Raw genomic sequence first — 25,841 nt, 5'->3', positions numbered from 1 at the left:
GGAGAATCGGCGCGATCAGGAATATCGTGCGAGGTCGAACCCTGCATTTTTTCCCCATCCCCGAGCCAAGGAACCGCCATGACCACCAAAGCCTACGGCGCACATGCCGCCGACAAGCCCCTGCAAGCCCTCGACATCGAGCGCCGCGCGCCCGGTCCGCAGGACGTGCAGATCGAGATCGCCTATTGCGGCGTGTGCCACTCCGACCTGCATACCGTGCGCTCCGAATGGGGCGGCACCTTGTATCCCTGTGTGCCGGGTCACGAGATCGTCGGCCATGTGAGCGCAGTAGGCGGCGAGGTGACCGGCTTCAAGGTCGGCGATACGGTGGGCGTGGGTTGCCTTGTAGGCAGTTGCCAGCATTGCGCAGCCTGCGACGAAGGGCTGGAGCAGTATTGCGAGAACGGCTTCGTCGGCACCTACAACGGCCCGACCGCGGACGCGCCCGGGCACACGCTGGGCGGCTACTCGCAGCGCATCGTGGTCGACAAGAAGTTCGTGCTGAAGATCCGCCACCCCGAATCGCAACTGGCTGCCGTCGCGCCGCTGCTGTGCGCCGGCATCACCACCTACTCGCCGCTGCGGCACTGGAAGGTCGGCCCCGGCAGCAAGGTCGGCGTGGTCGGCATCGGCGGGCTGGGCCACATGGGCGTGAAGCTTGCCCACGCGATGGGCGCGCACGTGGTGGCCTTCACCACGTCGGACGGCAAACGCCAGGCGGCGCTGGACCTGGGCGCGAACGAGGTGGTGGTATCGCGCAACGCCGGCGAGATGAAGGCGCACGCGGGCAGCTTCGATTTCATCCTCAACACCGTCGCCGCCAGCCACTCGCTGGATGCCTACACCAGCCTGCTCAAGCGCGACGGCACCATGGTGCTGGTCGGGGTGCCGGAGCACCCGCATCCGACGCCGAACATCGGCAACCTGATCTTCAAGCGTCGTGCGATTGCCGGCTCGCTGATCGGTGGCATCGCCGAGACGCAGGAGATGCTGGACTTCTGCGCCGACAAGGGCATCGTCTCCGACATCGAGATGATCCGCGCGCAGCAGATCGACGAGGCCTACGATCGCATGGTCAAGGGCGACGTGAAGTACCGCTTCGTGATCGACAACAGCTCGCTGGCCAGTTGATCCGCATGTGCTCCCTCCCCTGCGATGGCAGGGGAGGGCCGGGGCGAAGTCGCTCTTCGCGGCTTGCCCTGCTCAGCGCCAGTTCGCGTGCCGTTCCCAGAACGCCACGGCGCGCCGATAGGCCGCGCGATCCAGTGGCACGCCCGAGCCGCCTTCTTCCACGCCCAGCGCATTGCGCAGCATGGTGATCGGCACCATCGGGATCTCTTCGGGCTCGGCCGTGTAGAGGCAGCCGACCACGCCCCAGTCGGCGTCGATCGGCGAACCTTCCTTCGCCAGCTGTTCGCGGCTGTAGAGGATCGGCAGCAGATAGTTGGCGACCGGCGGGTCGATGCCTTCGAACCAGCGCACCAGCACCGGCAGCTCATCAGTGCTGCGCGCCTCGTAGGCCGAACGCAGCAGGTGGCGGTTGGCCTCGGTGATCGGCGTGGCAGTGCAGCGCGTGGACGTCCAGTTGCGGTGCACGTGCAGCTTGCAGAACGGCGCGTAGCCATCCAGCACCTTCAACGGTGCTTCGATGTTGAGGCGCTGCTCGAACTCCTCGGCGGTGCAATCCTGGATCGCGCTGCGGCGGCGATCGCGAGGGAACAGTCGGGTGCGGGCGAAGGGAGTGAGGACGATAGGCATGGAAGGCCGGGATTCGGGATTGGGGGATACGGATCAGGCCACGAACTGCAACCGTGCCAATTCGGCATACAGGCCACCTTCGGCCAGCAAACTGTCGTGCGTGCCTTGCGCCACGATGCGGCCGCCGTCGAGCACCACGATGCGGTCGGCACGTTGCACGGTGGCGAGGCGGTGGGCGATCACGAGGGTGGTGCGGCCTTTTTCGAGGCGTTCGAGGGCCTGCTGGATCGCCGCCTCGGATTGCGCATCCAGCGCCGAGGTGGCTTCGTCGAGCAGCAACAGCGGGGCGTCGCGCAGGATGGCGCGCGCGATCGCGATGCGCTGGCGCTGGCCGCCGGAGAGGCGCACGCCGCGTTCGCCCATCTCGGCCTGGTAGCCGTTGTGCAGGGCGCTGATGAAGTCGTGCGCCTCGGCGGCGCGGGCCGCCTCGTGCACTTCCTCGTCGCTGGCGCCGTCGCGGCCGAAGCGGATGTTGTCGGCGGCGCTGCCGCTGAAGATCACGGTCTCCTGCGGCACCAGCGCGATCGCGCCGCGCAGGTCGTCCAGCGTCACCGCGCGCAGGTCGACGCCGTCGATGCAGATGCGGCCGGACTGCGGATCGTAAAAGCGCAGCAGCAGCGAGAACACGGTGCTCTTGCCGGCGCCGGACGGGCCGACCAGGGCGACGGTTTCGCCCGGGCGCACGTCCAGCGTGAAGTCGTGCAGCGCGGGGGCGTCGGGGCGGCTCGGGTAGTGGAAGCTGACGCCGTCGAAGCGCAGCGCGCCGCGGAGCGGCTTGGGCAGGGCGAGCGGCTGCGCCGGTGCGACGATTTCGGGACGCTCGTCGAGCAGTTCGCCCAGGCGCTCCATCGCGCCGGCCGCGCGCAGCACGTCGCCCCACACCTCGGAGAGCCCGGCGACCGAGCCGGCGGCGAACACCGCGTAGAGCACGAACTGGCCGAGCACGCCGGGGTCCAGCGTGCCGGTCAGCACATGGCGCGCGCCGGCCCACAGCACCAGGGTGATTGCGCCGAACACCAGCACGATCACCGCCATGGTCAGCAGCGCGCGCATGCCGATGCGTCGGCGCGCGGTGGCCAGCGCACGCAGGATCGCGTGGCTGTAGCGGGTGCTTTCGATGTTCTCGCGCGCGTACGCTTTCACCGCGGTGGAGGCGTTGAGGGTTTCGTTGGCGATCGCCGCGGCGTCGGCGAGGCGATCCTGGCTGGCGCGCGAGAGTTTCTGCACGCGGCGGCCGAAGACGAGAATCGGCAGCATCACCGCGGGGATCACCAGCGCGGTGAGTCCGGCCAGCGAGGGCGCGGTCCATACCATCATGGCGCTGGCGCCGACCAGCATCACCACGCTGCGCAACGCCACCGACACGCCCGAGCCGATCAGCGTCTGCACCACTTCGGTGTCGGCGCTGAGGCGCGACAGCAGTTCGCCGACACGGCTGCGTTCGAAGAACGCCACGTCCAGCCGGATCACCTGCGCGTACAGGGTCTGCCGCAAGGAAGCCAGCGCGCGTTCGCCCAGCAGGGTGATGCAGAAATAGCGCGCCGCCGTGGCCACGGCGAGGACCAGCGCCACGCCGAACAGGGCGATGAAGGTCTCGTTGATCGCCGTCTGGCTGGCGTGGCCGAAGCCCTTGTCGATGATGTGGCGGAACGCCAGCGGCAAGGTCAGCGACGCGCCCGAGGACAACCCCAGGAACACCAGCCAGCCGACGGCGAGCGCGCGGTGCGGTTTCAGGAACGGCCACAGTCCGCGCAGCGCGCCGAGGCGGCGGGACGGGCGGGGCGTGTCGGTGGCGGCGTCGCTCATGGATACTCGCAGGATGTCCGTAGGAATGCGCACGGCGGCACGCAGCCTTTGAAGTGGGGCGCACGGCCGCCGATTCAATCCGCAAACAACATCCACGTAGGAGCCCGCTTGCGGGCGATGCTCTCGAGCCGGGAACAGGGAATAGGGAATCGCAAGAGCAAGAGCATCGCCCGCCAGCGGGCTCCTGCGGGTGGGGCGCGGTCAGTCGAGTAGGGTGTGCACTGCCCGCCATCGCTTCTGGCTGCGGTGCATACGAAGAGCCGGAGGACGGAGTCCGCCCTACCCGAGGCTCGGTCAATCCAGGCGCTTCGCGCTGCTGCGGCCGCGAGTGAGGTCGCGTACCAGCAGTGTCAGTTCGTCCGCGCGGCTTTGCGGCAGTTGCAGTTGCAGGGTGACGCCGTCGGCGTCGAACTGCTCCGCTTCGACCTCTGCCTGCAGATCCTTGAGGCGGGCCTTGAGCAGCGCGAGTGCGGCGAACTCCACGCGCAGGCCGCACCGCGCCATCGCCACGATCGGCACCCGTTCGGCCAGGCGCAGGCATTCGGCGGCGGTGCCACCATAGGCGCGGGCGAGGCCGCCGGCGCCGAGCTTGATGCCGCCGTACCAGCGCGTGACCACCACCATCACGCCATCCATCTGCTGGCCCTCGATCGCCTGCAGGATCGGTCGGCCCGCGGTGCCGCCGGGTTCGCCGTCGTCGTTGAAGCGGTAGTCCTGGCCCATGCGCCAGGCCCAGCAATTGTGCGTGGCGGCCGGGTCGGCGACCTCGCGCAGGAAGGCCAGCGCCTGGGCGGGCGAGGTCACCGGCTCGGCGATGGCGAGGAAGCGGCTCTTGCGGATGTCCTGCTGGTGGCGGCAACGCGCGGCGACGGTGGACAGCGGCTCGCTCACGGTTTGGGCAGTTTCGCCTGCAGCTCCGGCGGCAGCGGCCATTGCGGGTGGGCGTGGTGGAAATCGAGCAGGCGCTGGCGTGCCTCGTGCTGCTCGCCTTGCGCGAACAGCTGCTCGATCCGCGCCAGCTCCTCGGCCGGTGTGATGACGCCAGCCGTCGCTGGTGCGGCTTCCTTCGCGACGGTGTCCGCTGGCGGCGCGGGCGGTGCTGCCGGCGCGGGCGCCTGGAGCATTGCCGGCAGCGGCGGTGGCGGGAGTGCTGGTGGGGCTGCGGCCATCTGCGGTTGCAATGACGCCTTGGCCATCGGCGTCACCGGCGGCGGTGGGGCCATCCTTTCCGCGACGACGGCAGGGGCGATGGCTTGTTTCCCTGCAGCCATCGACCGGCGCCTGGCCGCTTGTGCTGCCTGCGTGCGCGGTGACGGCGCCGCAGCGGCAGCGGCGCGATCGGCCGCTTGCCCGGCAGTGGGCAGCGTGACGGCCTGCGCCGGCGCGGCCGTTTCGGTCGGCAGCGGCGAAGCCGGCGACGTCGAGCGCATGTGCCAGGCCAGGCCGGCAACCAGCACCAGGCTGGCCGCGCTGCCCAGCGCCACCAGCCAGTGCGGCATGGGGCGACGGCGTGCGCGCGCGGCCGGGTCGACCGACGGGATCGCGCGAGCCTTGATCGCCGACAACGGCTTGGGGTGTACCCAGTCGCCGGACTCGCGCGGGTTCTTGCGGCGTTCGACGTGCAACGGCGCCCGGTCGACGCCGAGCGCATGCGCCGCGGCATGCAGCACGGCCGCGTCCAGCTCCGGACCGGGCTCGCGCCGCGGCAGATGCCGGTACAGCGCGGCCACTTCGGCTTCGCCGGGCAGCTTCTCGTCCGGGGTGGCGGGATCGTTCGGTGGCAGGGGCGTGCTCATTCGGACAGCGCTTCACGTAGGCGGGTCATGGCATAGCGCAGGCGCGACTTCACGGTCTCGCGGCCGCTGCCGGTCACTTCGGCGATCTCCTCCAGGCTCAGCTCCTGCTCCAGCCGCAACAGGATGGCGGTGCGTTGCTCGTCGGGCAACTGCTCGATCGCGCGCTGCAGGTGGCGGCGGCGCTCGAAATCGGACCAGGCGTGCTCGGGTTGCTCGTGTTCGGGGATGGCGACGCGGGACAGCGCCAGTTCGGCTTCCTCGCCGTCGGCGGTGGGGCGCTGGCGGCGCAGCGCATCGACCAGCAGGTTGTGCGCGATCTGCAGCAGCCAGGTGCTGAACTTCGCTTGCGGCTGGTAGCGCGCGCGGGCGGCGATCACCCGGCTCCAGGTTTCCTGGAACAGCTCGTCGGTGCGCTGGGGATCGCGCAGGCTGCGCAGCAGGAACCGGTACAGCACGCCGCGATGCTTCGCGTACAGCGCCTCGAACGCGGCAAGATCGCCGCGCGCGTAGGCCAGCATCAGCATCGCATCGGGGTCGACCGGGGCATCCATGGAGTGCGAGGGTAAGACAAATCGGCGGTGTCCGGGCGACCCGTGCAGGGGCGCCGGCGCGACGGGTATCGGCCCCGCCGCGCGATCGTCGTGGGGGAAGGCGGCAGCGGGGGAGCAGGCTGCGGTCGTCACGGCGGTCGACGCGGCGGGGCCGAATGGCTCAGCGCAGGAAAGTTTCAGGGTTGGCCGGGGCGGGCGTGGCCAGGCCCTCGGCCAGCTTCACCAACTGCACGAAGCCGGCGCGGTAGCCGTCGGCATCCTGGCCGCGGGCACCGTTGGCGAGCTGCGCGATCTGGCGGTAGCCGTAGCCGTCGAGGTACTTGCCGCCGCGCAAGGCATCGGCGAACGCGGCCACCGCGGCGGCCCAGCGCAGCCGCTCGCTGGCTTCAGCCTCGGCCTGCGCGGCGATCGGCTGTTCGATCAGGCGGCTCGCCGACTGACCCGGCAACTTGTAGCGCAGGCGCAGGAAGCCGAGTTCATTGCCGTGGCCTTGCGGCTCGGCGCGGTCGCCGTAGCGCAGCGGATCGATCCGCGCGCCGGCAGAGCCGGCCGGGGTGATCTCGTAGATCGCGGTGACGTTGGCACCGGCGCCGATCTCGCCGGCGTCGACCTGGTCGTTGTTGAAATCCTCGCGCTTGAGCAGGCGCTTCTCGTAGCCGATCAGGCGGTACTCCTGCACCTGGGCGGGGTTGAACTCCAGCTGGATCTTCACGTCCCTGGCGATGGTCAGCAGCGTCGCGGACATCTCGTCCACCAGCACCCGACGGCCTTCGGCGAGGTTGTCGATGTAGTGGTGGCTGCCATTGCCCACGTCGGCCAGCATCACCGCCATCGCATCGTTGTAGTTGCCTTCGCCGAAGCCCAGCGTGGTCAGCGCTACGCCGCTCTTGCGATGGTCCTCGATGGTGGTTTTCAGGGCTTCCTCGTCGACCGTGCCCACGTTGAAGTCACCGTCGGTGCACAGGATTACCCGGTTTACACCGTCCTTGATGAAGCCTTGTCCGGCCTGCGCATAGGCCAACTCGATGCCGGCCCCGCCATTGGTGGAACCGCCGGCGCCGAGGCTGTCGATGGCGGCATCGATGGTGGCGTGCTGGTCGCCGGCAGTGGAAGGCAGGGCGACGCCGGCGGAACCGGCATAGGTGACGATCGCCACCCGGTCCTGCTTGCGCAGTTCGCGCACCAGCTGTTTCAGCGAGGCCTTGAGCAGCGGCAGCTTGTCCGGCTCGTTCATCGAGCCGGAGGTATCGATCAGGAAGACCAGGTTGGCGGCGGGGATCTGCGCCTTCGGCACGCGATAACCCTGGATGCCGACCAGCAACAGTTGTCGCTGCGCATTCCACGGCGCCGGCGCCAGTTCGGTGATGACGCTGAACGGCTGCGCGCGATTCGCCGGCGGTGCGTAGTGGTAATCGAAGTAGTTGATGAACTCCTCCGCACGCACCGCGTCGGCTGGCGGCAGGCGGCCGGCATTCAACATGCGCCGCACGTTGGTGTACGCGCCGGTGTCGACGTCGATGCTGAAGGTGGACACCGGGTGTTCGCTCACCAGCTGCACCGGATTGGCATCGCGGTGGGTGTAGTTTTCGGTGTTGATGTCGCCGGGCAATGGCTGGTTCGGGGGCATGATGATCGACGCCATCGTCGGCATGGCGGGGGCCATGCGTTTGCCTGCTGCCAATGGCGCCGCGACCATCGGTGGCGGTGCGGGAGGCGAAGGCGGGGTTGCCCGGCGTTGCACATACGGCGGCGGTGGCAGTCGTGGCGGCGAGGGCAGTGTGGTGTCGTTCGCCGCCCTGGGTGCGGTTTCCTGCAACGGGCGAGTGGAAGGTGCCGGCGTGGTCCGGGCCGACTGGTCATTCTGCGTTGCCGCGGCGCTGGCGGCATGGCCGGTCTTGACCGGCTCGGCGGTTGGCCGGTGGCCGCAGCCGGCAAGCATCACCAGCAAGGCCATCAACACGCTGCGCCACAGGGTATTCGTTTTCATCGCGTCGGTTCTCCTCCGGGTGTGGAAGATGAAACGCAGCGCGAACGGAAAGGGGGTTGAGCCTGTGCCGACTGAAACTCGCCGGACTGTCGCGGTAGCATGGCGGCCTTACGCACGCCCCTTCGGAACGACATGATCAACAACGACGTACTGCGCTCCATCCGCTACATGCTCGACTTGAGCGACGGCAAGGTGGTGGAGCTGATCCACCTGGCCGACGCCGCCGCGCCGGTGACGAAGGAAGAGGTGCAGGCGATGCTGAAGAAGGACGACGAGCCCGGCTACGTCGAATGCAGCACCAAGCTGCTGGCGCTGTTTCTCGACGGACTGGTGTTCCACCGCCGCGGCAAGGACGAAAGCCGACCGCCGCGCCCGCCGGAGAAGCGCGTCACCAACAACGTGGTACTGAAGAAGCTGCGCGTGGCGTTCGAACTCAAGGACGTGGACATGCACCAGATCCTCGAGTCCGCCGGTTTCCCCGTCTCCAAGCCGGAACTCAGCGCACTGTTTCGCCAGAGCGACCACAAGAACTTCAAGCTGTGCGGCGATCAGCTGCTGCGCAATTTCCTGAAAGGGTTGACAGTGCGGGTGCGCGGCAACGGCTGAGCACCGTTGCCAGCCGGCGCCGGGCTGGCTCCCATGGCCCGAGGCACCGCAGCCCTCTGGAGTGCGGATGAGCGAGCGTATCCTCTACCACCGTTTCCCTCTGGCCGGCATCGACGCGATGACGGCATCCACGGCGCGCAGCTATCCGCGCCACACGCACGACCAGTACGGCATTGGTGTCCTCGACACCGGCGGACATGCATCGTCGAGCGGCCGGGGTCAGGTCGAAGCCGGGCCGGGCAGCCTGATTTTCGTGAACCCGGGCGAAGTCCATGACGGCCGCGCAATCCATGGACAGCCGCGGTCGTGGCGGATGTTGTATGTCGATCCCGAGCTGCTGGGCAACGTCCTGGACGATATCCACGATGGCGCCCACATATCGCTGGCGTTCGCCGCACCGGTATTCAAGGACGAGCGATTGCGCCGGCTTTTCGACGACATCTTCACCCATGTGCCTGCGGGCGGATCGAGCAATGCGATGGCCTGCGAGACGGCGCTCCTGCGCCTGGCTGCGGGCATGCAGGCCAATGCGGCGGGCGGCCGAATGGCGTCGCCGGGGCCGGTGGCTTCCATCCGCCAGGTCCGCGACAGGATCGATGACGACCCGGCCGCGCCGCTGATGCTGGCAAGCCTGGCCGACGAGGCCGGGCTCAGTCGCTACCAGTTGCTTCGGGGCTTTGCGCGCGAGCTGGGGCTGCCGCCGCATGCTTACATCCTGCAGCGGCGGGTCGCTCTGGCGCGCCGGCTCATTCGCAACGGCCATGCGCTGGCCGAGGCGGCGGCGATTGCCGGCTTTTTCGACCAGAGCCACCTGACCCGCTGTTTCACCCGGCAGTTCGGCGTTACGCCGAGCCGCTACGCCGCCGCCGGTTGATTCCGCGCCCGCACTTTTGTCCAAGACCGCCCGCGTCGGTGTCGTCAGGCTTGCACCCGTCCAACCGACAGGAGTGCGGCACATGCAGAACGCCATCATCGACCCCAACCAAGGCGAAGTTTCCCCGACAACCACCGAAGGCGTCGCGCCGGCGATCATCCGGCGCTGTCGCGACGACGAGCGCGCGACGATACTTGCGATCATCCAGGCCGCTGCCGAGGCGTACCGGGGCGTGATTCCCGACGATTGCTGGCACGAGCCATACATGACGTTGCGGGAGCTCGACGGCGAGATCGCCGCCGGGGTCGAATTCCGGGGTTATGAAATGGATGGCGCGCTGGTCGGCGTGATGGGTGTCCAGGCGGTGCGAGACGTCGACCTGATCCGCCACGCCTACGTCCTGCCCGGCCAGCAGGGCCGCGGCATCGGCGGGGAGCTGATCACGCACCTGCGCCGCCAGAGTGCGCGGCGCATGCTGGTGGGCACATGGTCCGCGGCCGACTGGGCGATCCGCTTCTATCAGCGGCACGGTTTCGAACCGGTGCCGACGGCGCAGGCGCCGAAGCTGCTGCGGGCCTACTGGAACATATCGGAACGACAGATCGAGGCATCGGTGGTACTCGCCGACGTTCGGCCTATTCCGGCTGGTACGCCCACACGGTTTCTTCGCTGCTGACGCTGCGGATGCGGCCCAGGCGGCGGATGAGGTGTTCCACCGAGCGGGAGCGGGCGAGGGTCATGTCGCCGATGCGCATGGCGCTGGTGATCTCCACGGTGGCGGTCTTGCGGTCGTCGGAGAGTTGGATCGACTTGGTCTCGAAGTCGTAATCCGGTGCGTTCGCTCGGTGTCTTCGTGCGGCGCAGGGGGCGATGCTCTTGTGACGTGACGAAATCCAGGTCTTGGCCGGTTAAGGAGCATCGCCCGCGAGCGGGCTCCTACGGTGATCGGCGCGCTGGAGCTCCGGCGCGCATCGTAACGTCCCGCGCGCGATCGGGTCAGCGGCGCTGGCCGATCACCGGGCCGGGCGACGGCTGGCGGAAATCCTGCGGCTCCAGGTCGCGGATGAGGCGGAACACGCCGGCGTGGATTTTGCGCGAGAGCACCACGTCCAGCACGGTGGTCTGGTGCGGGCCGAGGATGGCGAACAGGTCATCGGCGGCAATGCTGCGCGCCAGCGCGTGATGCACCAGGCCGCCGAGATCCTGCGGCGTGACGCTGGCACCGTAGGGCCGGTGGCTTGGCATGGCGGGGCGCAGTGTCTTGCGCGAGTTGTCCGGATGACTCACGCGATCGGCGCCCGCGAGCAGCGTGTGGTCGAGATACAGCGTGGTGGTGGCGCGATGGCGCGGGTTGACCTGGCGATCGAGCATGAAGCCCGGCGGCATCCGGTCGGGGCTGGCCTGCGGCCCGGCGGTGAGCAGGAAGCCGGCGCCGGCCAGCGCCTCGCCGCTGTCGTCGCTGATGCGCACGATCAGCTGGCTGCGCGGGTCGTGGATGTGCACGCGGGCGGGGAACGGGTCGGCCGGTTCCAGTTCCACCCGGTGCGCGTCGCGTGCGGCGTTCTCGGCGTCAAAGGCGTCGGCCAGGGTGGCGTAGTCGCCGCTGCTGCGCACCTGCAGGCAACGCAGGATGTCGGCCACGGTGGTCGGCGCCGCCTCGCGCAGGATGCCGTGTTCGCTGCCCGAGTGGGCGGCGTCGGCCACGATCTTGAAGGCGAAGCGCGGGCCGCGGGTCACCCTCAACGCCAGCTCGTCGATGCCGCCGACATCACTTTTGCCATCCCGGCTCAGCACCGCGTGGCGCGCATTGAGATTGGCCGCGGCAATGCGCACCACGCCGTCGGAGCCGTCCTCGCCGGTATAGGGCACCAGGTAGTCGTACAGCGCGCGGTCGGGGCGATCGCCGGTCAGCACGAACTGATACAGGCCGGTGGTCGCGGGGTCCGCGCCGTGGATGGTGTCCAGGTTGAGGGCGAGCGAGGCCGGGCTGCCCAGCGTCAGCCAGTCGAGCAGGCGCTGGCCCGGTTCCACGCCGTGCCACCACGCCTTCAGCTTGCCGAGCACGCCCTTGCCCAACTGTGCCAATGCGGAACCGAAGTTCGCCGGCGCCAGCATCACCAAGTGGGTCAGGCGGATGGTGCTGTGGCGTCCGGGTTGCATGCGCTGCGCGCGCAACCACTCGCGCACCACCGGGCCGCCAAAGGAGTGCGTCACGCAGGCGAAGCTTGCGTCCTGCAGGTGCAGGTCGCGCAGGGCGTGGTCGAAGGCGCGCACCAGGTCGGCCATGGTTACCGCGTCGTCGAAGCTCACGTATTCGGACAGCCAGATGTCGGCCAGGGTCATCGCCAGGCCGCTGGCGGCCGCACGTTGCTGGAGGCGTTGCGGCATCTGTCCGTAGGTGGCGGTGCTGGTGACGCTCCAGCCGTGGACGAAGACGAGGGTGGTCATGGCGACGCCTGCGCGGCACGCGCCGATCGCGCGCGTCGATCATCCTCGCGCAGTTGTCGCCGTCACGAAAGCGCGCCTTGCGTGCGGCCTCGCATCGGTTAACCTGCGAGCCTTCGTGCTGTCGGCCCGACCATGCTGCTTTCGCTCATCGCTGCGTTGATCCTGCTCGCCTGGCTGGCGCTCTGGCGTCGCTGGCGTCGGCTGGGCGGCGGCGCCGCGCTACTGGCGGTGCTGCTGTTGCTGCTGGCCGGATGTGGCGTGTTGCCCCGGCTGTTGCTGCAACGCCTGCAGGCGCCGTATGCGCTGCGTCCGACGCTGGCATGGGCACCGCACAACGCGATCGTGTTGCTGACCGGCGGTTCGATCCATGTGCCGCAGGACAAGGTCGAACCGAGCATCGGCGCGTACGGACGGATCACCGAAGTGGCCGTGCTGTACCACGCCTGCCACGCGGCCGGGACCGATTGCAAATTGCTGGTCAGCGGCGGCGACCCGGAACGCATGGAAACGCCGCTGGCCGTCTCCTACGCCCGCGTGCTGCGCGGGCTCGGTGTGCCGGACGAGGATCTCATCCTGGAATCCCGCAGCAACAACACCTGGCAGAACGCGCAGTTCTCGCGCCCGCTGCTGGCCAGGCTCGACGCGCCGAAGGTGTGGCTGGTCAGCTCCGCCTGGCACCTGCGTCGCAGCGTGCTGTACTTCGACCATTTCGGTATCGCAGCCACCCCGGTACGCGCGGATTACCTGCACGCCAACCTGGGCCTGTGGCCCTCGGCGCAGAACCTGGTGCTGACCGACGTGGCCCTGCATGAGTACCTGGGCGTGCTGCGGTACCGCGTCTACAACGCGATGGGCTGGAACGCACCGGTCATGAAACCCTTGCGGTAGGGCAGGCGGTGACCGTCGGCTTCCGTCGCGGCCGTGCGGCGGGCGGCGACCTTCGTGTGGCGCAGGGCCCGGCATGGATCAGCCTTCGCGCATCACCATCAGGCGGATCTCGGTCATGTCCTCGATCGCGTAGCGCAGGCCTTCGCGACCCAGGCCGGACAGCTTGATGCCGCCGTAAGGCATGTTGTCGACGCGGAAGCTGGGGATGTCGTTGATGATGACGCCGCCTTGCTCAAGCTCGTTCCAGGCACGCATGGCGTGGTCCAGATCGTTGGTGAAGACGCCGGCCTGCAGGCCGTAGTCTGAGTCGTTGACCATGCCGATCGCCTGGTCGAACTTGTCGAACGGGGCGAGCAGCGCGAACGGGCCGAACGCTTCCATGCGGTTGGCCTTCGCGTCGGCGGGCACGTGCTCCATCAGCGTGGCGTCGAGCATGTTGCCCTCGCGCTTGCCACCACAGAGGATCCTGCCGCCGGCCTGTTTCGCTTCCAGAATCCAGCCGTGCAGGCGTTCGGCGGCCGCCTCGTCGATCATCGGGCCGAGGAATACCTCCTTGTCGCGCGGGTCGCCGGCCTTGAGCTTCTTCGTGGCGGCGACCAGCTTGCGCTTCAGCGCGTCGTAGACATCCGCGTGGGCGTAGATGCGCTGCACGCCGATGCAGCTCTGTCCGGACTGGTAGAACGCGCCAAACACCAGCCGCTGCACCACGCGATCGAGCTGCGCGCCCTGGTCGGCGTCGACGATGCAGGCGGCATTGCCGCCCAGTTCCAGCACTACCTTCTTGCGTCCGGCGCGTGCCTTCAGTGCCCAGCCGATCTGGCCGCCGGTGAACGAGAGCAGCTTGAAGCGCTCGTCCTCGACCAGCGGTGCGGCATGGTCGCCGTCCAGCGGCAGGATCGAGAACGCGCCCTTCGGCAGATCGGTCTCAGCCAGCACCTCGCCGATGATCAGCGCGCCGATCGGGGTCTTCTCCGACGGTTTCAGCACGAACGGGCAGCCGGCGGCGATCGCCGGCGCCACCTTGTGCGCGACCAGGTTCAGCGGAAAGTTGAACGGCGTGATGAACGACACCGGCCCCAGCGGCACGCGTTTGGTGTAGCCGTGATAGCCGTCCAGACGGCTGGCCAGTTCCAGGTTGATCGTCTCGCCGTTGATGCGCACGGCTTCTTCGGCAGCGATGCGGAAGGTCTCGATCAGCCGGGTCACCTCGCCGGCCGCATCCTTGATCGGCTTGCCGGCCTCGATGCACAGCGCCTCGGCCAGTTCGTCGCGGCGCTCGGCGAAGCGCTGCGCGCAATGCTGCAGCACGGCCTGGCGCGCCCACGGCTTGAACTCGCGCATGGGCCTGGCCGCCTTCACCGCGGCGGCGATCGACTGCTCGGTGGCCTTCGCGTCCGGTACCGCGACGCGGGTGGCGAGCTTGCCGTTGTACTTGTCGCGCACGTCGAGCATGGCCTTCGACGTCTGCGGCCGGTTGGCAAGGTAGTACGGGTAGGTCTTGTTCAACATGGCGCTTGCCTGCGGTTGCGATCCGGCAAGGATAGGGCGTGGTGTTGTTCAGGGGTCGTGAGCTGCTGTCGTCTGCCAGTGGGTGAACCTGGTTTCGCGCTGGCCGCGACGGCCACACGGGCATGATGTCGAGGCTCTCCCCGCGGCGACACAAGGCTGCATGGCCATGCGCCAGCTTGCCGAACATCAATTCGCGCCGGCCGCCGCCCCGTCCATGAACAGCCCGATCACCATGTCGAACTCTTGCCGCAGGTCGAGGCCCGGCTCGCTGAGCCAGCGCATCAGGGCACCCAGGTAGAGGTAGTGGAAATAGATGCCCAGTTGTTCGGAGCGATGCTGCGGCGCCAGTTCGCCGCGATCCTGGGCGGCTTCGATCAGCATCACCCAGAGTGGAAGCAGGCCGCGATCTTCCTTCGGCCTGGCGCCCGGGTCGAAATTGGCGAACTTGTAGCGGATGTAGGGCAACAGGATATCGGCGCGCTGTTCGCACCAGTGCGCCGATTCGTGCAGCAGTGCCGTGGCGCCGGCGCGGAAGCCGGCACGTTCGTGCAGGCTGAAGTCGCGTGTTGCGAGGTCTTTCGAGAGGGAAGCTTCCAGCGTGTGTTCCAGCAGGGCTTCTTTGGCCGGAAAGTATTTGTACAGGGTGCGCTTGGATACGCCGGCCTGGGCGGCGACCTGCTCCATGGTCACCTGGGCATAGCCGTGCGATGTGAACAATTGGCGCGCAACGAGGCCCATGTGTTCGGGCAACTCGGCCCGGCTCGATGGCCGGGGACGCTGACAGGAAGAGGGCATGGCTCAGACACTCGATGGCATGTAAAGTATACGACGTTTACTTTACATGGGAGCGTGACATGAAGCTCGTACTTCTGACCTGCGGCACCGAGGGCGATACGCGTCCGCTGGCCGCCCTGGGTCATGCCCTGCGCAAAGCGGGCCATGAGGTGGTTCTGCTGGGTGACGCGCGAACCCTGGGCACGGCGCATGCGCTCGGGATTCCAGCCACGCCGCTCTCCGGCGACATCCGCGAGCTGTTTGCCGACTGGGGACAACAAGGGCCGCGCGGCACGGCCAAGGCCATGGTGGCGTTGACCAATACGCATACGGCCGCATGGATGCGGGAGACGCTGGCCGCGGCGGAAGGTTGCGACGCCATCGTGACGTCGGGCCTGGCCGGCTTCGTCGGGCTTTCGGTGGCCGAGCGCCTCGAGGTTCCCGCCGTCATCGCGGGGATGATCCCGCTTACGCCGTCGCGCGAGTTTGCTTCGCCCTTCTTGCCGCCGGCCTGGGTCCCCGCCTGGTTGAACCGGGCCAGCCTCGCGTTCACCAACAAGCTGTTCTGGCTGGCTTTCAAGCAGGCGCTCAACCGTGCACGGGCGGAGGTGCTGGCCCTGCCGCCGCGGAAAACCGTGTGGAAGGATCTGCCCATGCTCTACGGCATCTCGCCGACGCTGCTGCCATCGCCCAAGGACTGGCCGGCGAATGCCACGCTGTGTGGCCAGTGGCTGCCGCCCACGGGTGAAAGCTACACGCCACCTCCGGCTTTGGCGGCGTTCCTTGCCGCCGGCACCGCGCCGGTCTATGTGGGCTTTGGCAGCATGACCGGCATCGACATGGCTGCCATGCTCGGTGCGGTGATCGCGGCGCTGGACGGGCGACGTGCCGTGTTCTGGCCGGGGTGGAACGGGATGGGCGACGTGCGTCTGCCGGACAATGTCCTGTGCATCGACGCCACCCCGCACGATTGGCTGTTTCCACGGATGGCTGCGGTGATCCACCACGGCGGATCGGGAACCACCCACTCGGCCCTGCGGGCAGGCAAACCCTCCATCGTCATGCCGTTCGCCGGGGATCAGGCGTTCTGGGCGGATCGCCTTCGTCGGCTGGGCGTGGCGCCGGCGGCACTCCCGGCGGCAACTCCGGACGCCAAGGCTCTTGCCGCGGCCCTCGATTTTGTCGCGGGGGAAACCGTCGCCGCGCGTGCAGCCGAGCTTGGTCGGCGTATCGCCCGCGAAGACGGCCTGGCTACGGCGGTCGCCGCCATCGAGAGAATGTTTGCAGGCTAGGAGCCTGGGCGGCACGGGTGTCGGTTGCTGCGCGATTACCCGCGAGGCTTCGCGGCCTCACGTTCCTCTACCCGCAGCCCCAGCTCTCCATCGGCCAAGCGCGCGCGCAGCGCGGTGCCCGTCTCGACACCTTGCGTCGAGCGCAGCACCTTGCCGGCCTCGTCGAACAGAATGGCGTAGCCGCGTTCCAGCGTGGCCAATGGGCTGACCGTATGCAGAGCGCGGGCGGCTTGCTGCAGGGTGAGGCGGTCGCGTTCCAGACGACGCTCGATGGCGTGGCGCAGGCGCTGGGTGAGTTCGCCGAGGCGATGGCGCAGCAGGGGTAACCGCTGCTGCGGGTGTTGCCCGAGCAAGCGGGACCGGGCGCGGTCGAGCTGCGACTGGCGGCGTTGCTGCTGTTCGCGCATTGCCCCGAGGAGGCGACGGTGGAGATGGACCAGCCGCTCGCGATCGCGTTGCAGCCGCGCCTGCGGCCGCTGCGCCTGCAATCGCGCCAGCAGATGGTCGACGCGTTGCGCGTTCCCCTGCATGCGTCGTTGCTGCAGGGTAGCCAGGCGCTGCTGCAGCTGCCGCAGGTGGCGATCGACCGCCACCGCGTCGGGCGCCAGCAGTTCGGCGGCGGCCGAGGGTGTGGGCGCGCGCAGGTCGGCGACGAAGTCGGCGATGCTGAAATCGATCTCGTGGCCCACCGCGGAAACCACCGGCACCGCGCTGGCGTGGATCGCCCGTGCCACCGCTTCGTCGTTGAACGCCCACAGGTCTTCCAGCGAACCGCCGCCGCGGGTCAGCAGCAGCACGTCGTAGCGTGCGCTGGCCGATGCCTTGCGCAGCATCGCCACGATCGCCGGCGGCGCCTCGCGGCCCTGTACCGGCACCGGCAAGATCTCGACATCAGCCAATGGCCAGCGCCGTGACAGCACGCTCAGCACGTCGCGGATCGCCGCGCCGGTGGCCGAGGTGATCACGCCGATCCGGCGCGCGTAGCGGGGCAGGGCACGCTTGCGCGCCGGGTCGAACAGGCCTTCGGCGTCGAGCCGGGCCTTGAGCTGCTCGAACTCGCGCTGCAACGCGCCTTCGCCGGCCGGCTCCATGTATTCGGCGACCAGTTGGAACTCGCCGCGCGGTTCGTACAGGCCGACCTTGGCGCGCAGCAGCACCTGCATGCCGTCGACCGGGCGAAAGCGCAGCACGGAGGCTTTCATCTTGAACATTGCGCAGCGCACCTGCGCGCCGCTGTCCTTCAAGGTGAAGTACAGGTGGCCCGAGGCCGGCTTCGCCACGTTAGACAGCTCGCCTTCGATCCACACCTGCGGCAGCGCGTCGCCCAGCAGGTCGCGAACCAGCCGGTTGAGCGAGCTGGGGGTCAGCACGTGGCGGGGGGCGGGGGTGTCGGGGACGGACATGGGGCGAAGAGCCTAGCATGCCGCTACGGTGAAGTCGTGAAAAAACATCCGCTTGGGAGGTGAATCAGAACAAATGTCTCATGTGTCGTGGCCGGCCTCGCGGGCGTCGGCTTCGCGCGCCGTGCGCTGGCGGCGGCGCAGGCGCCAGCCGCGGATGCCCAGGTTCAGCGCGAACCAGGCGCACAGCACGGCGACCGGCCAGCCGATCCAGGCCGGCCACAGTGCCGCGATCACGCCCAGCACCAGGAGCGCCGCGGTGGCCAGGAACAACGGCCTGGCCGAGGTCGCACCGAGCACGCGGCGATGGCCAAGCGCGGCACCGACGCTGTTGGCCAGGCGCAACGCACCCGCCGCGGCACGCCCGGAGCTGCCGCCGCCATGGCGCACGCGCGGTCGCGCCTGGCTGGTGCGTACTTTCTCGGCATGGCCGCGGCGATGGTGCGGCGCCAGCACGATTTCGGTGGCGTTTTCCAGGTCGCGCTCGTACTGGGCGGCGAGCTTGCCGGCGAACGTGGCGTCCTCGATCGCCACGTCCAGCTCCTGGTTGCCCAGCCAACTGGCGAGGTTGAGGTTGGACGAGCCCACCCGCGCCCATTGCCCGTCGGCCACCGCGGTCTTGGCGTGCAGCATCGAGCCGTTCCATTCGAACACGCGGATGCCGGCCTTCAGCAGCGGCCGGTAGCCCGCGCGGGACATGTTGGCCACGGCCGGGATGTCACTGCTGCCGGGTACCAGCAGGCGCACGTCGACGCCATCGCGGGCGGCCGCCACCAGTGCCTGCACGTAGGGTGCGATGCCCACGAAATAGGCGTCGGTGAGCCACAGCGTGCGGGTGGCCAGCGAGGCGATCAGCTGGTCGAGCCGATACATGCCGGCGGTGGAGGGCTGGGTGGCGATCAGGCGCAGTGCGACGTCACCGGCGGGTGTGGTCGGCTCGACCGCGCTCGGGAATTCGCGCAGCGGCTTGCCGGTGGCGCTCCAGCTTTGCGCGAATGCCGCTTCCAGCTCGGTCACCACCGGGCCGCGCAAGGCGACGCCGGTATCGCGCCACGGCGGCACGTCGCGCGCGGGGTTGCCCAGCCATCTGGCGCTGATGCACACGCCGGAAAGGAAGCCGGTCACGCCATCGACCACCAGCGACTTGCGGTGGTCGCGGCTGAGCCAGCCGAAGGTCTGCCCCAGCTGCAGCGGGTTGTACACGCGCACTTCGCCACCGGCCGCGCGCAGCGGTGCCCAGAAGCCGCTGCGCGACTGGCCCAGGCAGCCGACCCAGTCGACCACTACGGCCACGAACACGCCGGCCTGCGCGCGCTCGACCAGCGCATCGCGGAATTCGCGGCCCACCACGTCGTCGCGCACCATGTAGTTTTCCAGCAGCACCCGCTGGCGCGCGCCGCGGATCGCTTCCAGCCACGCGGCATAGTTGGCTGCCGCATCGATCAGCAGGTCCACCGCGTTGCCGCTGAGCAACGGTGCCCCGGCAGCGCGGCTCAGCGCTTGCTGCGCCAGCAGGCGACTGGACGAGGACGACGACGGCGACAAGGGGTCGGGCATGCATCGAGTGTAGGCGATGGGGATGTCGATGCGCCGTGGCGGCGGCTTCTGGCATGATCGGAGGATGCCCGCCAAGCCGCGCTACAGCGACACCGACGCTTGCGCCCACGACCTCGCCGATGCGCTGGGGCCGGATCTGCGCATCGCCGCGCCGCTGGGCCTGGGCAAGCCGCACGGCCTGCTCAACGCGTTGTACCGGCTCACCGCCGGCGACCCGACGCGTTCGATGCGCCTGTACACCGCGCTGTCGCTGACCCGGCCGCAGCCGAAGGCGGGGCTGCAGCGGCGCTTCCTGCAGCCGTTCCTCGATCGCCATTTCGGCGCCGACGCGGTCGACCCGCAGTACGCCCTGGACGAGGCGCGCGATGCCTTGCCGCCAAACGTCGTGGTGCACGAGTTCTACCTGCAGAGTGGCGCGCTGCTGCATTCGGGCAGTGCGCAGCGCAACTACATCAGCCAGAACTACACCCATGTGGCGCGCGACCTGGCGTTGCAGGACATCAACCTGCTGGTGCAGCTGGTCGCACGCCGCGAAACCGCCGAGGGTGTGCGCTACAGCCTCTCGTGCAACCCCGACCTGACCCTGGATTTCCTGCGCCAGTTGCAGCTGGCAGGCGCACGCCGGCCGCTGTGCGTGGCGGTGGTGCATCCCGACCTGCCGTGGCTGGGCGGTGATGCCGAGGTGCCGGCGGATTACTTCGACGTGGAGCTGCAGCCGGAATCCTCGCCGCGCCTGTTCGCGCTGCCGCGGTTGCCGATCGACCTGGCCGAATATGCGATCGGCCTGCACGCCAGCAGCCTGGTGCGCGACGGCGGCTGCCTGCAGATCGGCATCGGCGCGTTGTCCGACGCCCTGGTCAAGGCCTTGCTGCTGCGCCAGCAGCAGAACACCGCCTGGCGCTGCATGCTGGTGGCGCTGGACCCGGCCGGCAGCACCCATGCGCAGGCAGGCGCGCTCGGTGGCCTTGCACCATTGGGGACCGGCTTGTACGGCGCCAGCGAGATGGTGATGGACGGCTTCATGCACCTGCAGCGCGGCGGCATCCTGAAGCGGCGCAGCTGGGACAACCTTGCGCTGGAGCGCGCCTCGCTGTCCGGCCGGCTGAATCCGGGCACGCCCGGCGGTCATTACCTGCGCGGCGCATTCTTCCTCGGTTCGCGCGACCTGTACGAATGGCTGGCCGCCACCGAGGCGAGCGACCCGGACGCGATCGACATGTGCGCGGTGTCCAACGTCAACCAGCTGTACGGCGACCAACAGGCATTGGCCACGCTGCAGCGACGCGACGCGCGTTTCTTCAACACCTGCATGATGGCGACCCTGCTCGGTGCGGCGGTGTCCGATACGCTGGAGGACGGCGCGGTGGTCAGCGGCGTCGGCGGCCAGTACAACTTCGTGGCGATGGCGCACGAGCTGCCGGGCGCGCGCTCGGTGCTGCTGCTGCGCGCCACCCGCCGCCATCGCGGCGGCATCGAGAGCACGATCCGCTGGAGCTACGGCCAGACCACGATCCCGCGCCACCTGCGCGACATCGTGGTCACCGAATACGGCGTCGCCGACTTGCGCGGCAAGAGCGACAGCGAATGCATCGAGGCGATGCTGTCGATCTGCGATGCGCGCTTTCTGGACGCGCTGTGCGCGGAGGCGAAATCGCGCGGCAAGCTGGCGGCGGATTTCGCCATACCCGATGCCTGGCGCCGGCACCAGCCCGATGCACTGCACGAATCGCTGATGCCATTCCGGCGCAAGGGCCAACTGCCGGTGTTCCCCTTCGGCAGCGATTTCGACGAGGTCGAACAGCGCCTGTTGCCGGCGCTGGAATGGCTGCAGTCGCGCAGCAGTCGCTGGCGCGGCCGCTGGCAAGTGCTGCGCGCGGCGATCCATCCCGGCGATGCCGTCGAAGGTGAAGACGCCGCGTTGGCCCGGATGGGTCTCGATGCGCCGAAGGGCTTGCCCGATCGCCTGCAGCGACGCCTGCTGCAAGCCGCGCTGCGCCGGCGATCGTAGGGCGGGCACGGCCCGCCGGCTTTTGTCGTCGGCGCCGTGCAAGGCCGGCGGGCCATGCCCGCCCTACGCCTGGACGCGTCGCACCCGTGGGCGACGCTCTTGAGCTTTTGCGAATCCCGAATCCCGAATCCCGAATCCCGATTCCCGATTCCCGGCGAGCGGGCTCCTACGGGGGCGTGGGTGGATTCTCGGGCTCTTCGGCCGGCGCGGGCTGATCGTCCATCAGCGGCAGCACGCCGGGGCTGTCGAGGTCGTCGAATTGCTGGTGGTTCACGGCCCAGAAAAAAAGCGCCACGGCCACGCCGATCACCACCAGGGTGACAGGGATCAGCACCAGCAGGACGTTCATGCCGCCGCCTCGGCGGTGCGGTCGGCGCGGCCGGGGTTGGCGTCGTGCGCGTGTTCGCGGCCGACGCGCATGGCGTTGAGCACCACCATCAGCGAGCTCAGCGACATGCCGATGGCGGCCAGCCACGGCGACACCAGGCCGAACGCCGCGAACGGCACGGCGAACAGGTTGTAGCCCAGCGCCCAGCGGCGGCTTTGCGCGATCACCTGCCGCATCTGCACGGCGATCGCGTGCGCGTGCAGCAGGCCTTGCAGGCGGCCGTCGAGCAGCAGCAGGTCGGCCTGGGCCTGGGCCAGGTCGGTGCCGCTGGACAGCGCGGCGGAGACGTCGGCCGCCGCCAGCAGCGGGGCGTCGTTGCTGCCGTCGCCGACGGCGAGCACGCGGTGGCCGTCGGCCTGCAGGGATTGCAGCAGGGCCAGCTTGTCGCCCGGCAGCTGCCGCGCATGCCAGTCGTCGATGCCGAGCCGGGTGGCCAGCGCGGCGACGCGATCGGCGCTGTCGCCGCTGGCCATGCACACGTCGATGCCGTCCTCGCGCAGCCGTGCCAGCGTGGCGGCGGCATCCTCGCGCGGGCGTTCCTGGAAGCCGAAGCGGGCCAGCGCGCCGTGCTGGTCGGCCAGCACCAGGGCCGCGCTGGCCAGCCGCGGATCGTAATGCGCGTCGCCCAGCGCGTAGCGGGCGCGGCCCAATCGCAGCGCGCGGTCGCCGACGTGGCCTTCGATACCTGCGGCCAGGTGCACGCGCACGTCCTGTGCCGCCGGTGTGACGCCGCGCGGGCGCGCCGCGGCGCTTAGCGCGCGGGCCAGCGGATGCGAGCTGGCGCGGGCCAGCGCCAGGGCCCAGGCCAACACCTGCTCGCGGCTGTCGCCGCGCAGCGGTTCGACCGCCTCGTCATCCAGGTGCGGCGTGGAGAGTGTGCCGGTCTTGTCGAACAGGGCACGGTCGACGCCGGCCAGTGCGAGCAGGGCGCTGCCGTCGGTGACCAGCACGTGGCGGCGGGCAAGCCGGCCCAGCGCCCGGGTCAGCGTCACCGGCACGGTCAGCGCGAAGGCGCAGGGGCAGGCCACCACCAGCACGGCGATGGCCGCGTCGAACGCGCGTGAGGGGTCGACCAGCAGCCAGCCCAGCGCGGTCACCACGGTAAGCACCAGCACCCGGCGCACGAAGCGGGTGACTTCGCGATCGCTGCCGGCGATTCGCGTGCGGGCCTGGCGCGCGCGCGCGGCCAGCGCGCCGAGCCGCGCCACGCTGGTCTGCGCGCCGCCATGTTCCACGCGCAGCTGCGCCGGCCCGGTCAGCAGCACGCTGCCGGCCACCAGACGCTCGCCGCGCTGGCGCCGTTGCGGGCGCGATTCGCCGGAGAGCAGCGCTTCGTCCACCTCGACCACGGCGCTTTCCAGCACGCCATCGGCCGGCACGGTGCCCCCGTCGTCGATGTGCACGCAGTCGCCGCTGGCGAGGGTCATCGCGGGCACGGTTTCCAGTTCGCCATCGGCACGGCGGCGCTGCGCCAGCAGCGGCGTGGCATCCAGCAAGGCATCGCCGCCGGCGTCGCCGCGATGGCGCGAGCGCAGTTCGATGTAGCGCCCGACCAGGAGCAGGAACACGAACATGCTGACCGAATCGAAATACACCTCGCCGCTGCCGCGCAGCGTGTTGATCACGCTGGCCGCGAACACCAGCGCGATTGCCAGCGCCACCGGCAGGTTGATGCCGAGGCGGCGGCCGCGCAGTTCCTCTGCGGCGCCGCGGAAGAACGACTGCGCCGAATAGGCCACCAGCGGGATGGTGGTCAGCAGGCCAAGCCAGCGGAACAGGTTGCGCGTGCTGAAATCGACGAAGTCGACCACGCCGAGGTAGATCACCAGGGCGTAGCTCATCACCTGCATCGCGCACATGCCGGCCACCAGCATGCGCTTCAGCGCATCGTGCATCTCGGCGGCGCGGACGTCTTCCACTTCGTCCAGGCGCAGCGGGCGCGCCTGACAGCCGGCGGCGGCGAAGTTCTCCAGCAGGGTAGGCAGGGTGGTGCGCCGGGTGTCCCAGACCACCCGCATGCGCCGCGCGGCGCGGTCGACGCTGACCCGGCGCACGCCGGCAAGCGCGTTGATGCGCTGCTCCAGCCAGAGCAGCCGGCGGGGATCGTCCAGCGCCTCGACGCGCAGGGCGATCTCGCTCAAGCCGTCGCGTCGCTCGCGCAGCACCTGGGCGGCGAGCCGGGGATCGGCCCATGTCGCCGCGCTGTTCATGGTTTGCGCGGGGGAGGGGCGGTGGATGGCGGTGGCGCGCTGTGCGAGGCGACCGGCACCCCGAATACCGCGTGCGAGCTGGTGGTCAGCGGCGTGTCGGCGTAGCGGACGCTGACCACGATGAGCCATGCGCAGCCGGCCAGCGAGGCGGCGAAGATGAATGCTCCGAGCCACAGCACCGGCTGGCGATACCAGGCCGATGCCGTGCGGATGCCGATGTCATGGCTGGTCTTCATCGACCGGGTGTGACAGGTGGTAGACGTAGGCGGCGATGACGTGGATCTGGTCTTCGCTCAGCCGCGTGCTCCACGACGGCATGTGGCCCTGGCGACCGTTGCCGATGGTCTGCTCGATATCGGCCGGGGTGCCGCCGTACAGCCAGACGTGGTCGGTGAGGTTCGGCGCACCCAGCGCCGGGTTGCCCTTGCCCTCGGCGCCGTGGCAGGCGGCGCAGGTGGAGAACAACGGCTTGGCGGCTGCCGCCTTGGCCGCGTCGTGCGGGGCGCCGGACAGGCTCAGCACGTACTGGGCGAGGTTTTTCACGTTGTCCGCGCCCAGGCTCGCCCATGGCGGCATCACGCCGCTGCGACCGTCGTGGATCGAGGTGGTGATGTCCTTGCCGGTGCCGCCGTACAGCCAGTCGCCGTCGGTGAGGTTGGGTGCGCCGACCAGGATGTTGCCCTTGCCGCTGCGCTGGTGGCAGGCGGCGCAGTTGTCCTCGAACAGCACCTTGCCCATCTGCTGCGCCTGCGGGTCGCCGGCCAGCCGCTCCACCGTGTACAGGCGGAAGCGGTCCAGCAGCGGGTCCAGCCTGGCCTCGTTGGCAGCCACTTCACGCGCCAGCTGGCCGTGCGAGGTCCAACCCAGCGCACCCTTGTGGTTGCCGAAGCCGGGGAACAGGAACAGGTAGATGAACGCCGCGGCGAACATCGAGCCGGAGAACACGATCCACCACGTGGGCAGGTTCTTGAGGCCTTCCAGGATGGTGCCGTGCGCCCACACGTGCCCGGTGGTGCCATCGGGGCGGGTCGGGATCTTGGCCCGCGGCGCCCACAGGAACAGCCCGAAGGTGATGCCCAGGTTGAGCACCACCAGGAACATGACCCACAACGACCAGCCGGTGCTCATGGGCGATCCTCCTTGGCATCGACATCGCTGTCGGATTGTTCGTCTTGTTCGAGCGGCAGGCGTGCCATGCGGTCGAACGTGGCCTGGTGGCGCTTGCGCCAGGCCCAGATCCAGATACCGATGAAGGTCACCAGCATCAGGATGATGAATACCCCGGCAACGTGGCCCCAGACCGGGCTCATCGGCGTCATGGCGTGGCTCCCGCGACGCCGTCGGTGGTCGCCGGCTTGGCTGCCGACGGGGCCGGCTCATTGGCGATGCCCAGGCCCTGCAGGTAGGCGATCAGCGCGTCCATCTCGGTCTTGCCCTTGACGGCCTCGGGCGCGGCGGCGATCTGCGCGTCGGTATACGGGTCGCCCAGCTTGCGCAGCGTGCGCATGCGTGCCTGCACGTCCTCGGCACTGATCGTGTTGTGCGCCAGCCACGGATAGCCGGGCATGTTCGACTGCGGCACCACCTGGCGCGGGTCCATCAGGTGCAGGCGCTGCCATGCATCGGAATACTTGCCGCCCACGCGCGCCAGGTCCGGGCCAGTGCGCTTGGAGCCCCACTGGAACGGACGGTCGTAGACCGACTCGGCCGCGGTGGAGAAGTGGCCGTAGCGCTCGGTCTCGAAACGCAGCGCGCGGATCATCTGCGAGTGGCACAGGTAGCAGCCTTCGCGCACGTAGACGTCCTTGCCGATCAGGCGCAACGGCTCGTACGGATGCACGCCCGGCGGCGCCTTCACCGAGTGCGCCTCCATGAACAGCGGGGTGATCTCCGCCAGCCCGCCCAGCGAGACCATGATCGCGATGCCGATGCCGAGCAGGCCGGCGTGCTTCTCGATCGCTTCGAAATGTTTGTAGGCCATGTTGATCT

The 25,841-nt window shown here is 69.2% G+C and carries 25 protein-coding genes; 8 read left to right on the top strand and 17 right to left on the bottom strand.

Annotated features, from left to right (window positions below; genetic code table 11):
• The first annotated feature begins 78 nt into the window (after nt 1–78).
• Nucleotides 79–1,131, top strand: a complete 1,053-nt coding sequence (locus ACFCQI_RS17545) for an NAD(P)-dependent alcohol dehydrogenase (protein ID WP_395118789.1) — start codon at nt 79–81, stop codon at nt 1,129–1,131.
• Between the two features lie 72 nt (nt 1,132–1,203).
• Here ACFCQI_RS17545 and ACFCQI_RS17540 read toward each other — a convergent pair whose 3' ends face one another.
• From ACFCQI_RS17540 to ACFCQI_RS17515, 6 genes are all read right to left on the bottom strand, one after another.
• On the bottom strand, nt 1,204–1,758 hold the full coding sequence (locus ACFCQI_RS17540; RefSeq protein ID WP_395118787.1) for a DUF3228 family protein: 555 nt from the start codon (nt 1,756–1,758) through the stop codon (nt 1,204–1,206).
• Nucleotides 1,759–1,791: 33 nt separating this feature from the next.
• Nucleotides 1,792–3,564: an ABC transporter transmembrane domain-containing protein gene (locus ACFCQI_RS17535; protein ID WP_395118785.1), complete on the bottom strand. Its 1,773-nt coding sequence runs from the start codon at nt 3,562–3,564 to the stop codon at nt 1,792–1,794.
• Nucleotides 3,565–3,858: 294 nt separating this feature from the next.
• Entirely contained in the window at nt 3,859–4,455 is a 597-nt protein-coding gene (locus tag ACFCQI_RS17530) for an IMPACT family protein (RefSeq protein WP_395118783.1), read from the bottom strand.
• The gene (locus ACFCQI_RS17525; protein WP_395118781.1) at nt 4,452–5,360 is read right to left on the bottom strand and encodes a hypothetical protein; all 909 of its coding nucleotides are present in this window, start codon (nt 5,358–5,360) and stop codon (nt 4,452–4,454) included. The genes ACFCQI_RS17530 and ACFCQI_RS17525 overlap by 4 nt, the downstream gene beginning before the upstream one ends.
• Nucleotides 5,357–5,911 carry an RNA polymerase sigma factor gene (locus ACFCQI_RS17520; protein ID WP_395118779.1) on the bottom strand — a complete coding sequence of 185 codons (555 nt, stop codon included), beginning with the start codon at nt 5,909–5,911 and terminating at the stop codon, nt 5,357–5,359. The genes ACFCQI_RS17525 and ACFCQI_RS17520 overlap by 4 nt, the downstream gene beginning before the upstream one ends.
• Nucleotides 5,912–6,071: 160 nt before the next feature.
• Nucleotides 6,072–7,538 (bottom strand): von Willebrand factor type A domain-containing protein, encoded by a 1,467-nt coding sequence (locus tag ACFCQI_RS17515; RefSeq protein WP_395118777.1) that lies wholly within the window; start codon nt 7,536–7,538, stop codon nt 6,072–6,074.
• Between ACFCQI_RS17515 and ACFCQI_RS17510 the strand changes: the two genes are divergently transcribed.
• The 4 genes from ACFCQI_RS17510 to ACFCQI_RS17495 all read left to right on the top strand — a co-directional run bounded on the left by ACFCQI_RS17510 (nt 7,537) and on the right by ACFCQI_RS17495 (nt 10,054).
• Nucleotides 7,537–8,034 (top strand): hypothetical protein, encoded by a 498-nt coding sequence (locus tag ACFCQI_RS17510; RefSeq protein ID WP_395118775.1) that lies wholly within the window; start codon nt 7,537–7,539, stop codon nt 8,032–8,034. The two genes, ACFCQI_RS17515 and ACFCQI_RS17510, sit on opposite strands and share 2 nt — an antisense overlap.
• Nucleotides 8,031–8,504 carry a DUF1456 family protein gene (locus ACFCQI_RS17505; RefSeq protein WP_395118773.1) on the top strand — a complete coding sequence of 158 codons (474 nt, stop codon included), beginning with the start codon at nt 8,031–8,033 and terminating at the stop codon, nt 8,502–8,504. Before ACFCQI_RS17510 ends, ACFCQI_RS17505 begins: the two co-directional genes overlap by 4 nt.
• Before the next feature lie 67 nt (nt 8,505–8,571).
• Complete coding sequence (locus tag ACFCQI_RS17500; protein ID WP_395118771.1) at nt 8,572–9,378, top strand: AraC family transcriptional regulator; 807 nt, start codon at nt 8,572–8,574, stop codon at nt 9,376–9,378.
• 82 nt (nt 9,379–9,460) lie between these two features.
• Nucleotides 9,461–10,054 carry a GNAT family N-acetyltransferase gene (locus tag ACFCQI_RS17495; protein WP_395118769.1) on the top strand — a complete coding sequence of 198 codons (594 nt, stop codon included), beginning with the start codon at nt 9,461–9,463 and terminating at the stop codon, nt 10,052–10,054.
• Between the two features lie 320 nt (nt 10,055–10,374).
• Here ACFCQI_RS17495 and ACFCQI_RS17490 read toward each other — a convergent pair whose 3' ends face one another.
• Complete coding sequence (locus ACFCQI_RS17490; RefSeq protein WP_395118767.1) at nt 10,375–11,826, bottom strand: phospholipase; 1,452 nt, start codon at nt 11,824–11,826, stop codon at nt 10,375–10,377.
• A 132-nt stretch (nt 11,827–11,958) separates the two neighbouring features.
• Here ACFCQI_RS17490 and ACFCQI_RS17485 point away from each other — a divergent pair, with 132 nt between their 5' ends.
• Nucleotides 11,959–12,714, top strand: coding sequence for a YdcF family protein (locus ACFCQI_RS17485; RefSeq protein ID WP_395118766.1), 756 nt, complete (start codon nt 11,959–11,961; stop codon nt 12,712–12,714).
• Between the two features lie 78 nt (nt 12,715–12,792).
• Here ACFCQI_RS17485 and ACFCQI_RS17480 read toward each other — a convergent pair whose 3' ends face one another.
• Nucleotides 12,793–14,223: an aldehyde dehydrogenase family protein gene (locus tag ACFCQI_RS17480; RefSeq protein WP_395118764.1), complete on the bottom strand. Its 1,431-nt coding sequence runs from the start codon at nt 14,221–14,223 to the stop codon at nt 12,793–12,795.
• A 186-nt stretch (nt 14,224–14,409) separates the two neighbouring features.
• The gene (locus ACFCQI_RS17475; RefSeq protein WP_395118762.1) at nt 14,410–15,018 is read right to left on the bottom strand and encodes a TetR/AcrR family transcriptional regulator; all 609 of its coding nucleotides are present in this window, start codon (nt 15,016–15,018) and stop codon (nt 14,410–14,412) included.
• A gap of 59 nt (nt 15,019–15,077) precedes the next feature.
• Between ACFCQI_RS17475 and ACFCQI_RS17470 the strand changes: the two genes are divergently transcribed.
• Nucleotides 15,078–16,289 (top strand): glycosyltransferase, encoded by a 1,212-nt coding sequence (locus ACFCQI_RS17470; RefSeq protein WP_395118760.1) that lies wholly within the window; start codon nt 15,078–15,080, stop codon nt 16,287–16,289.
• A 35-nt stretch (nt 16,290–16,324) separates the two neighbouring features.
• On the opposite strand, the gene xseA is transcribed toward ACFCQI_RS17470, so the two are convergent.
• Nucleotides 16,325–17,692: an exodeoxyribonuclease VII large subunit gene (gene xseA / locus ACFCQI_RS17465; protein WP_395118758.1), complete on the bottom strand. Its 1,368-nt coding sequence runs from the start codon at nt 17,690–17,692 to the stop codon at nt 16,325–16,327.
• Between the two features lie 78 nt (nt 17,693–17,770).
• Nucleotides 17,771–19,246 (bottom strand): phosphatidylserine/phosphatidylglycerophosphate/cardiolipin synthase family protein, encoded by a 1,476-nt coding sequence (locus ACFCQI_RS17460; protein ID WP_395118756.1) that lies wholly within the window; start codon nt 19,244–19,246, stop codon nt 17,771–17,773.
• 64 nt (nt 19,247–19,310) lie between these two features.
• Between ACFCQI_RS17460 and ACFCQI_RS17455 the strand changes: the two genes are divergently transcribed.
• Nucleotides 19,311–21,254: an acetyl-CoA hydrolase/transferase C-terminal domain-containing protein gene (locus ACFCQI_RS17455; RefSeq protein WP_395118754.1), complete on the top strand. Its 1,944-nt coding sequence runs from the start codon at nt 19,311–19,313 to the stop codon at nt 21,252–21,254.
• A 166-nt stretch (nt 21,255–21,420) separates the two neighbouring features.
• On the opposite strand, the gene ccoS is transcribed toward ACFCQI_RS17455, so the two are convergent.
• From ccoS to ccoO, 6 genes are read right to left on the bottom strand one after another with little or no spacing between them, the layout of a single operon-like run.
• Nucleotides 21,421–21,603: a cbb3-type cytochrome oxidase assembly protein CcoS gene (gene ccoS, locus ACFCQI_RS17450; RefSeq protein WP_395118752.1), complete on the bottom strand. Its 183-nt coding sequence runs from the start codon at nt 21,601–21,603 to the stop codon at nt 21,421–21,423.
• On the bottom strand, nt 21,600–23,852 hold the full coding sequence (locus tag ACFCQI_RS17445; protein WP_395118750.1) for a heavy metal translocating P-type ATPase: 2,253 nt from the start codon (nt 23,850–23,852) through the stop codon (nt 21,600–21,602). Before ACFCQI_RS17445 ends, ccoS begins: the two co-directional genes overlap by 4 nt.
• Nucleotides 23,849–24,088, bottom strand: coding sequence for a hypothetical protein (locus tag ACFCQI_RS17440; protein ID WP_395118748.1), 240 nt, complete (start codon nt 24,086–24,088; stop codon nt 23,849–23,851). The genes ACFCQI_RS17445 and ACFCQI_RS17440 overlap by 4 nt, the downstream gene beginning before the upstream one ends.
• Nucleotides 24,072–24,980, bottom strand: coding sequence for a cytochrome-c oxidase, cbb3-type subunit III (gene ccoP / locus ACFCQI_RS17435; protein WP_395118746.1), 909 nt, complete (start codon nt 24,978–24,980; stop codon nt 24,072–24,074). Before ccoP ends, ACFCQI_RS17440 begins: the two co-directional genes overlap by 17 nt.
• Entirely contained in the window at nt 24,977–25,171 is a 195-nt protein-coding gene (locus ACFCQI_RS17430) for a cbb3-type cytochrome oxidase subunit 3 (protein ID WP_395118744.1), read from the bottom strand. Before ACFCQI_RS17430 ends, ccoP begins: the two co-directional genes overlap by 4 nt.
• Nucleotides 25,168–25,833: a cytochrome-c oxidase, cbb3-type subunit II gene (gene ccoO / locus ACFCQI_RS17425; RefSeq protein ID WP_395118742.1), complete on the bottom strand. Its 666-nt coding sequence runs from the start codon at nt 25,831–25,833 to the stop codon at nt 25,168–25,170. The genes ACFCQI_RS17430 and ccoO overlap by 4 nt, the downstream gene beginning before the upstream one ends.
• Nucleotides 25,834–25,841 lie beyond the last annotated feature (8 nt).

The sequence above is a fragment of the Rhodanobacter sp. FW102-FHT14D06 genome, assembly GCF_043950705.1.
Classification (GTDB): domain Bacteria; phylum Pseudomonadota; class Gammaproteobacteria; order Xanthomonadales; family Rhodanobacteraceae; genus Rhodanobacter.
Note: the sequence above shows the minus strand (reverse complement) of the source record. Positions and strands in the feature narration are given on the sequence as shown.

Excerpts from the sequence above, each read along its gene's own strand:
- ccoP (WP_395118746.1), bottom strand. The coding sequence starts at position 24,980 with ATGAGCACCGGCTGGTCGTTGTGGGTCATGTTCCTGGTGGTGCTCAAC.
- ccoS (WP_395118752.1), bottom strand. The coding sequence starts at position 21,603 with ATGAACGTCCTGCTGGTGCTGATCCCTGTCACCCTGGTGGTGATCGGC.
- xseA (WP_395118758.1), bottom strand. The coding sequence starts at position 17,692 with ATGTCCGTCCCCGACACCCCCGCCCCCCGCCACGTGCTGACCCCCAGC.
- ACFCQI_RS17500 (WP_395118771.1), top strand. The coding sequence starts at position 8,572 with ATGAGCGAGCGTATCCTCTACCACCGTTTCCCTCTGGCCGGCATCGAC.
- ACFCQI_RS17455 (WP_395118754.1), top strand. The coding sequence starts at position 19,311 with ATGCCCGCCAAGCCGCGCTACAGCGACACCGACGCTTGCGCCCACGAC.
- ACFCQI_RS17430 (WP_395118744.1), bottom strand. The coding sequence starts at position 25,171 with ATGACGCCGATGAGCCCGGTCTGGGGCCACGTTGCCGGGGTATTCATC.
- ACFCQI_RS17470 (WP_395118760.1), top strand. The coding sequence starts at position 15,078 with ATGAAGCTCGTACTTCTGACCTGCGGCACCGAGGGCGATACGCGTCCG.
- ACFCQI_RS17440 (WP_395118748.1), bottom strand. The coding sequence starts at position 24,088 with ATGAAGACCAGCCATGACATCGGCATCCGCACGGCATCGGCCTGGTAT.
- ACFCQI_RS17460 (WP_395118756.1), bottom strand. The coding sequence starts at position 19,246 with ATGCCCGACCCCTTGTCGCCGTCGTCGTCCTCGTCCAGTCGCCTGCTG.
- ACFCQI_RS17475 (WP_395118762.1), bottom strand. The coding sequence starts at position 15,018 with ATGCCCTCTTCCTGTCAGCGTCCCCGGCCATCGAGCCGGGCCGAGTTG.
- ACFCQI_RS17505 (WP_395118773.1), top strand. The coding sequence starts at position 8,031 with ATGATCAACAACGACGTACTGCGCTCCATCCGCTACATGCTCGACTTG.
- ACFCQI_RS17445 (WP_395118750.1), bottom strand. The coding sequence starts at position 23,852 with ATGAACAGCGCGGCGACATGGGCCGATCCCCGGCTCGCCGCCCAGGTG.
- ACFCQI_RS17520 (WP_395118779.1), bottom strand. The coding sequence starts at position 5,911 with ATGGATGCCCCGGTCGACCCCGATGCGATGCTGATGCTGGCCTACGCG.
- ACFCQI_RS17540 (WP_395118787.1), bottom strand. The coding sequence starts at position 1,758 with ATGCCTATCGTCCTCACTCCCTTCGCCCGCACCCGACTGTTCCCTCGC.
- ACFCQI_RS17525 (WP_395118781.1), bottom strand. The coding sequence starts at position 5,360 with ATGAGCACGCCCCTGCCACCGAACGATCCCGCCACCCCGGACGAGAAG.
- ACFCQI_RS17480 (WP_395118764.1), bottom strand. The coding sequence starts at position 14,223 with ATGTTGAACAAGACCTACCCGTACTACCTTGCCAACCGGCCGCAGACG.
- ACFCQI_RS17535 (WP_395118785.1), bottom strand. The coding sequence starts at position 3,564 with ATGAGCGACGCCGCCACCGACACGCCCCGCCCGTCCCGCCGCCTCGGC.
- ACFCQI_RS17545 (WP_395118789.1), top strand. The coding sequence starts at position 79 with ATGACCACCAAAGCCTACGGCGCACATGCCGCCGACAAGCCCCTGCAA.
- ACFCQI_RS17510 (WP_395118775.1), top strand. The coding sequence starts at position 7,537 with ATGATGATCGACGCCATCGTCGGCATGGCGGGGGCCATGCGTTTGCCT.
- ccoO (WP_395118742.1), bottom strand. The coding sequence starts at position 25,833 with ATGGCCTACAAACATTTCGAAGCGATCGAGAAGCACGCCGGCCTGCTC.
- ACFCQI_RS17490 (WP_395118767.1), bottom strand. The coding sequence starts at position 11,826 with ATGACCACCCTCGTCTTCGTCCACGGCTGGAGCGTCACCAGCACCGCC.
- ACFCQI_RS17495 (WP_395118769.1), top strand. The coding sequence starts at position 9,461 with ATGCAGAACGCCATCATCGACCCCAACCAAGGCGAAGTTTCCCCGACA.
- ACFCQI_RS17485 (WP_395118766.1), top strand. The coding sequence starts at position 11,959 with ATGCTGCTTTCGCTCATCGCTGCGTTGATCCTGCTCGCCTGGCTGGCG.
- ACFCQI_RS17515 (WP_395118777.1), bottom strand. The coding sequence starts at position 7,538 with ATGCCCCCGAACCAGCCATTGCCCGGCGACATCAACACCGAAAACTAC.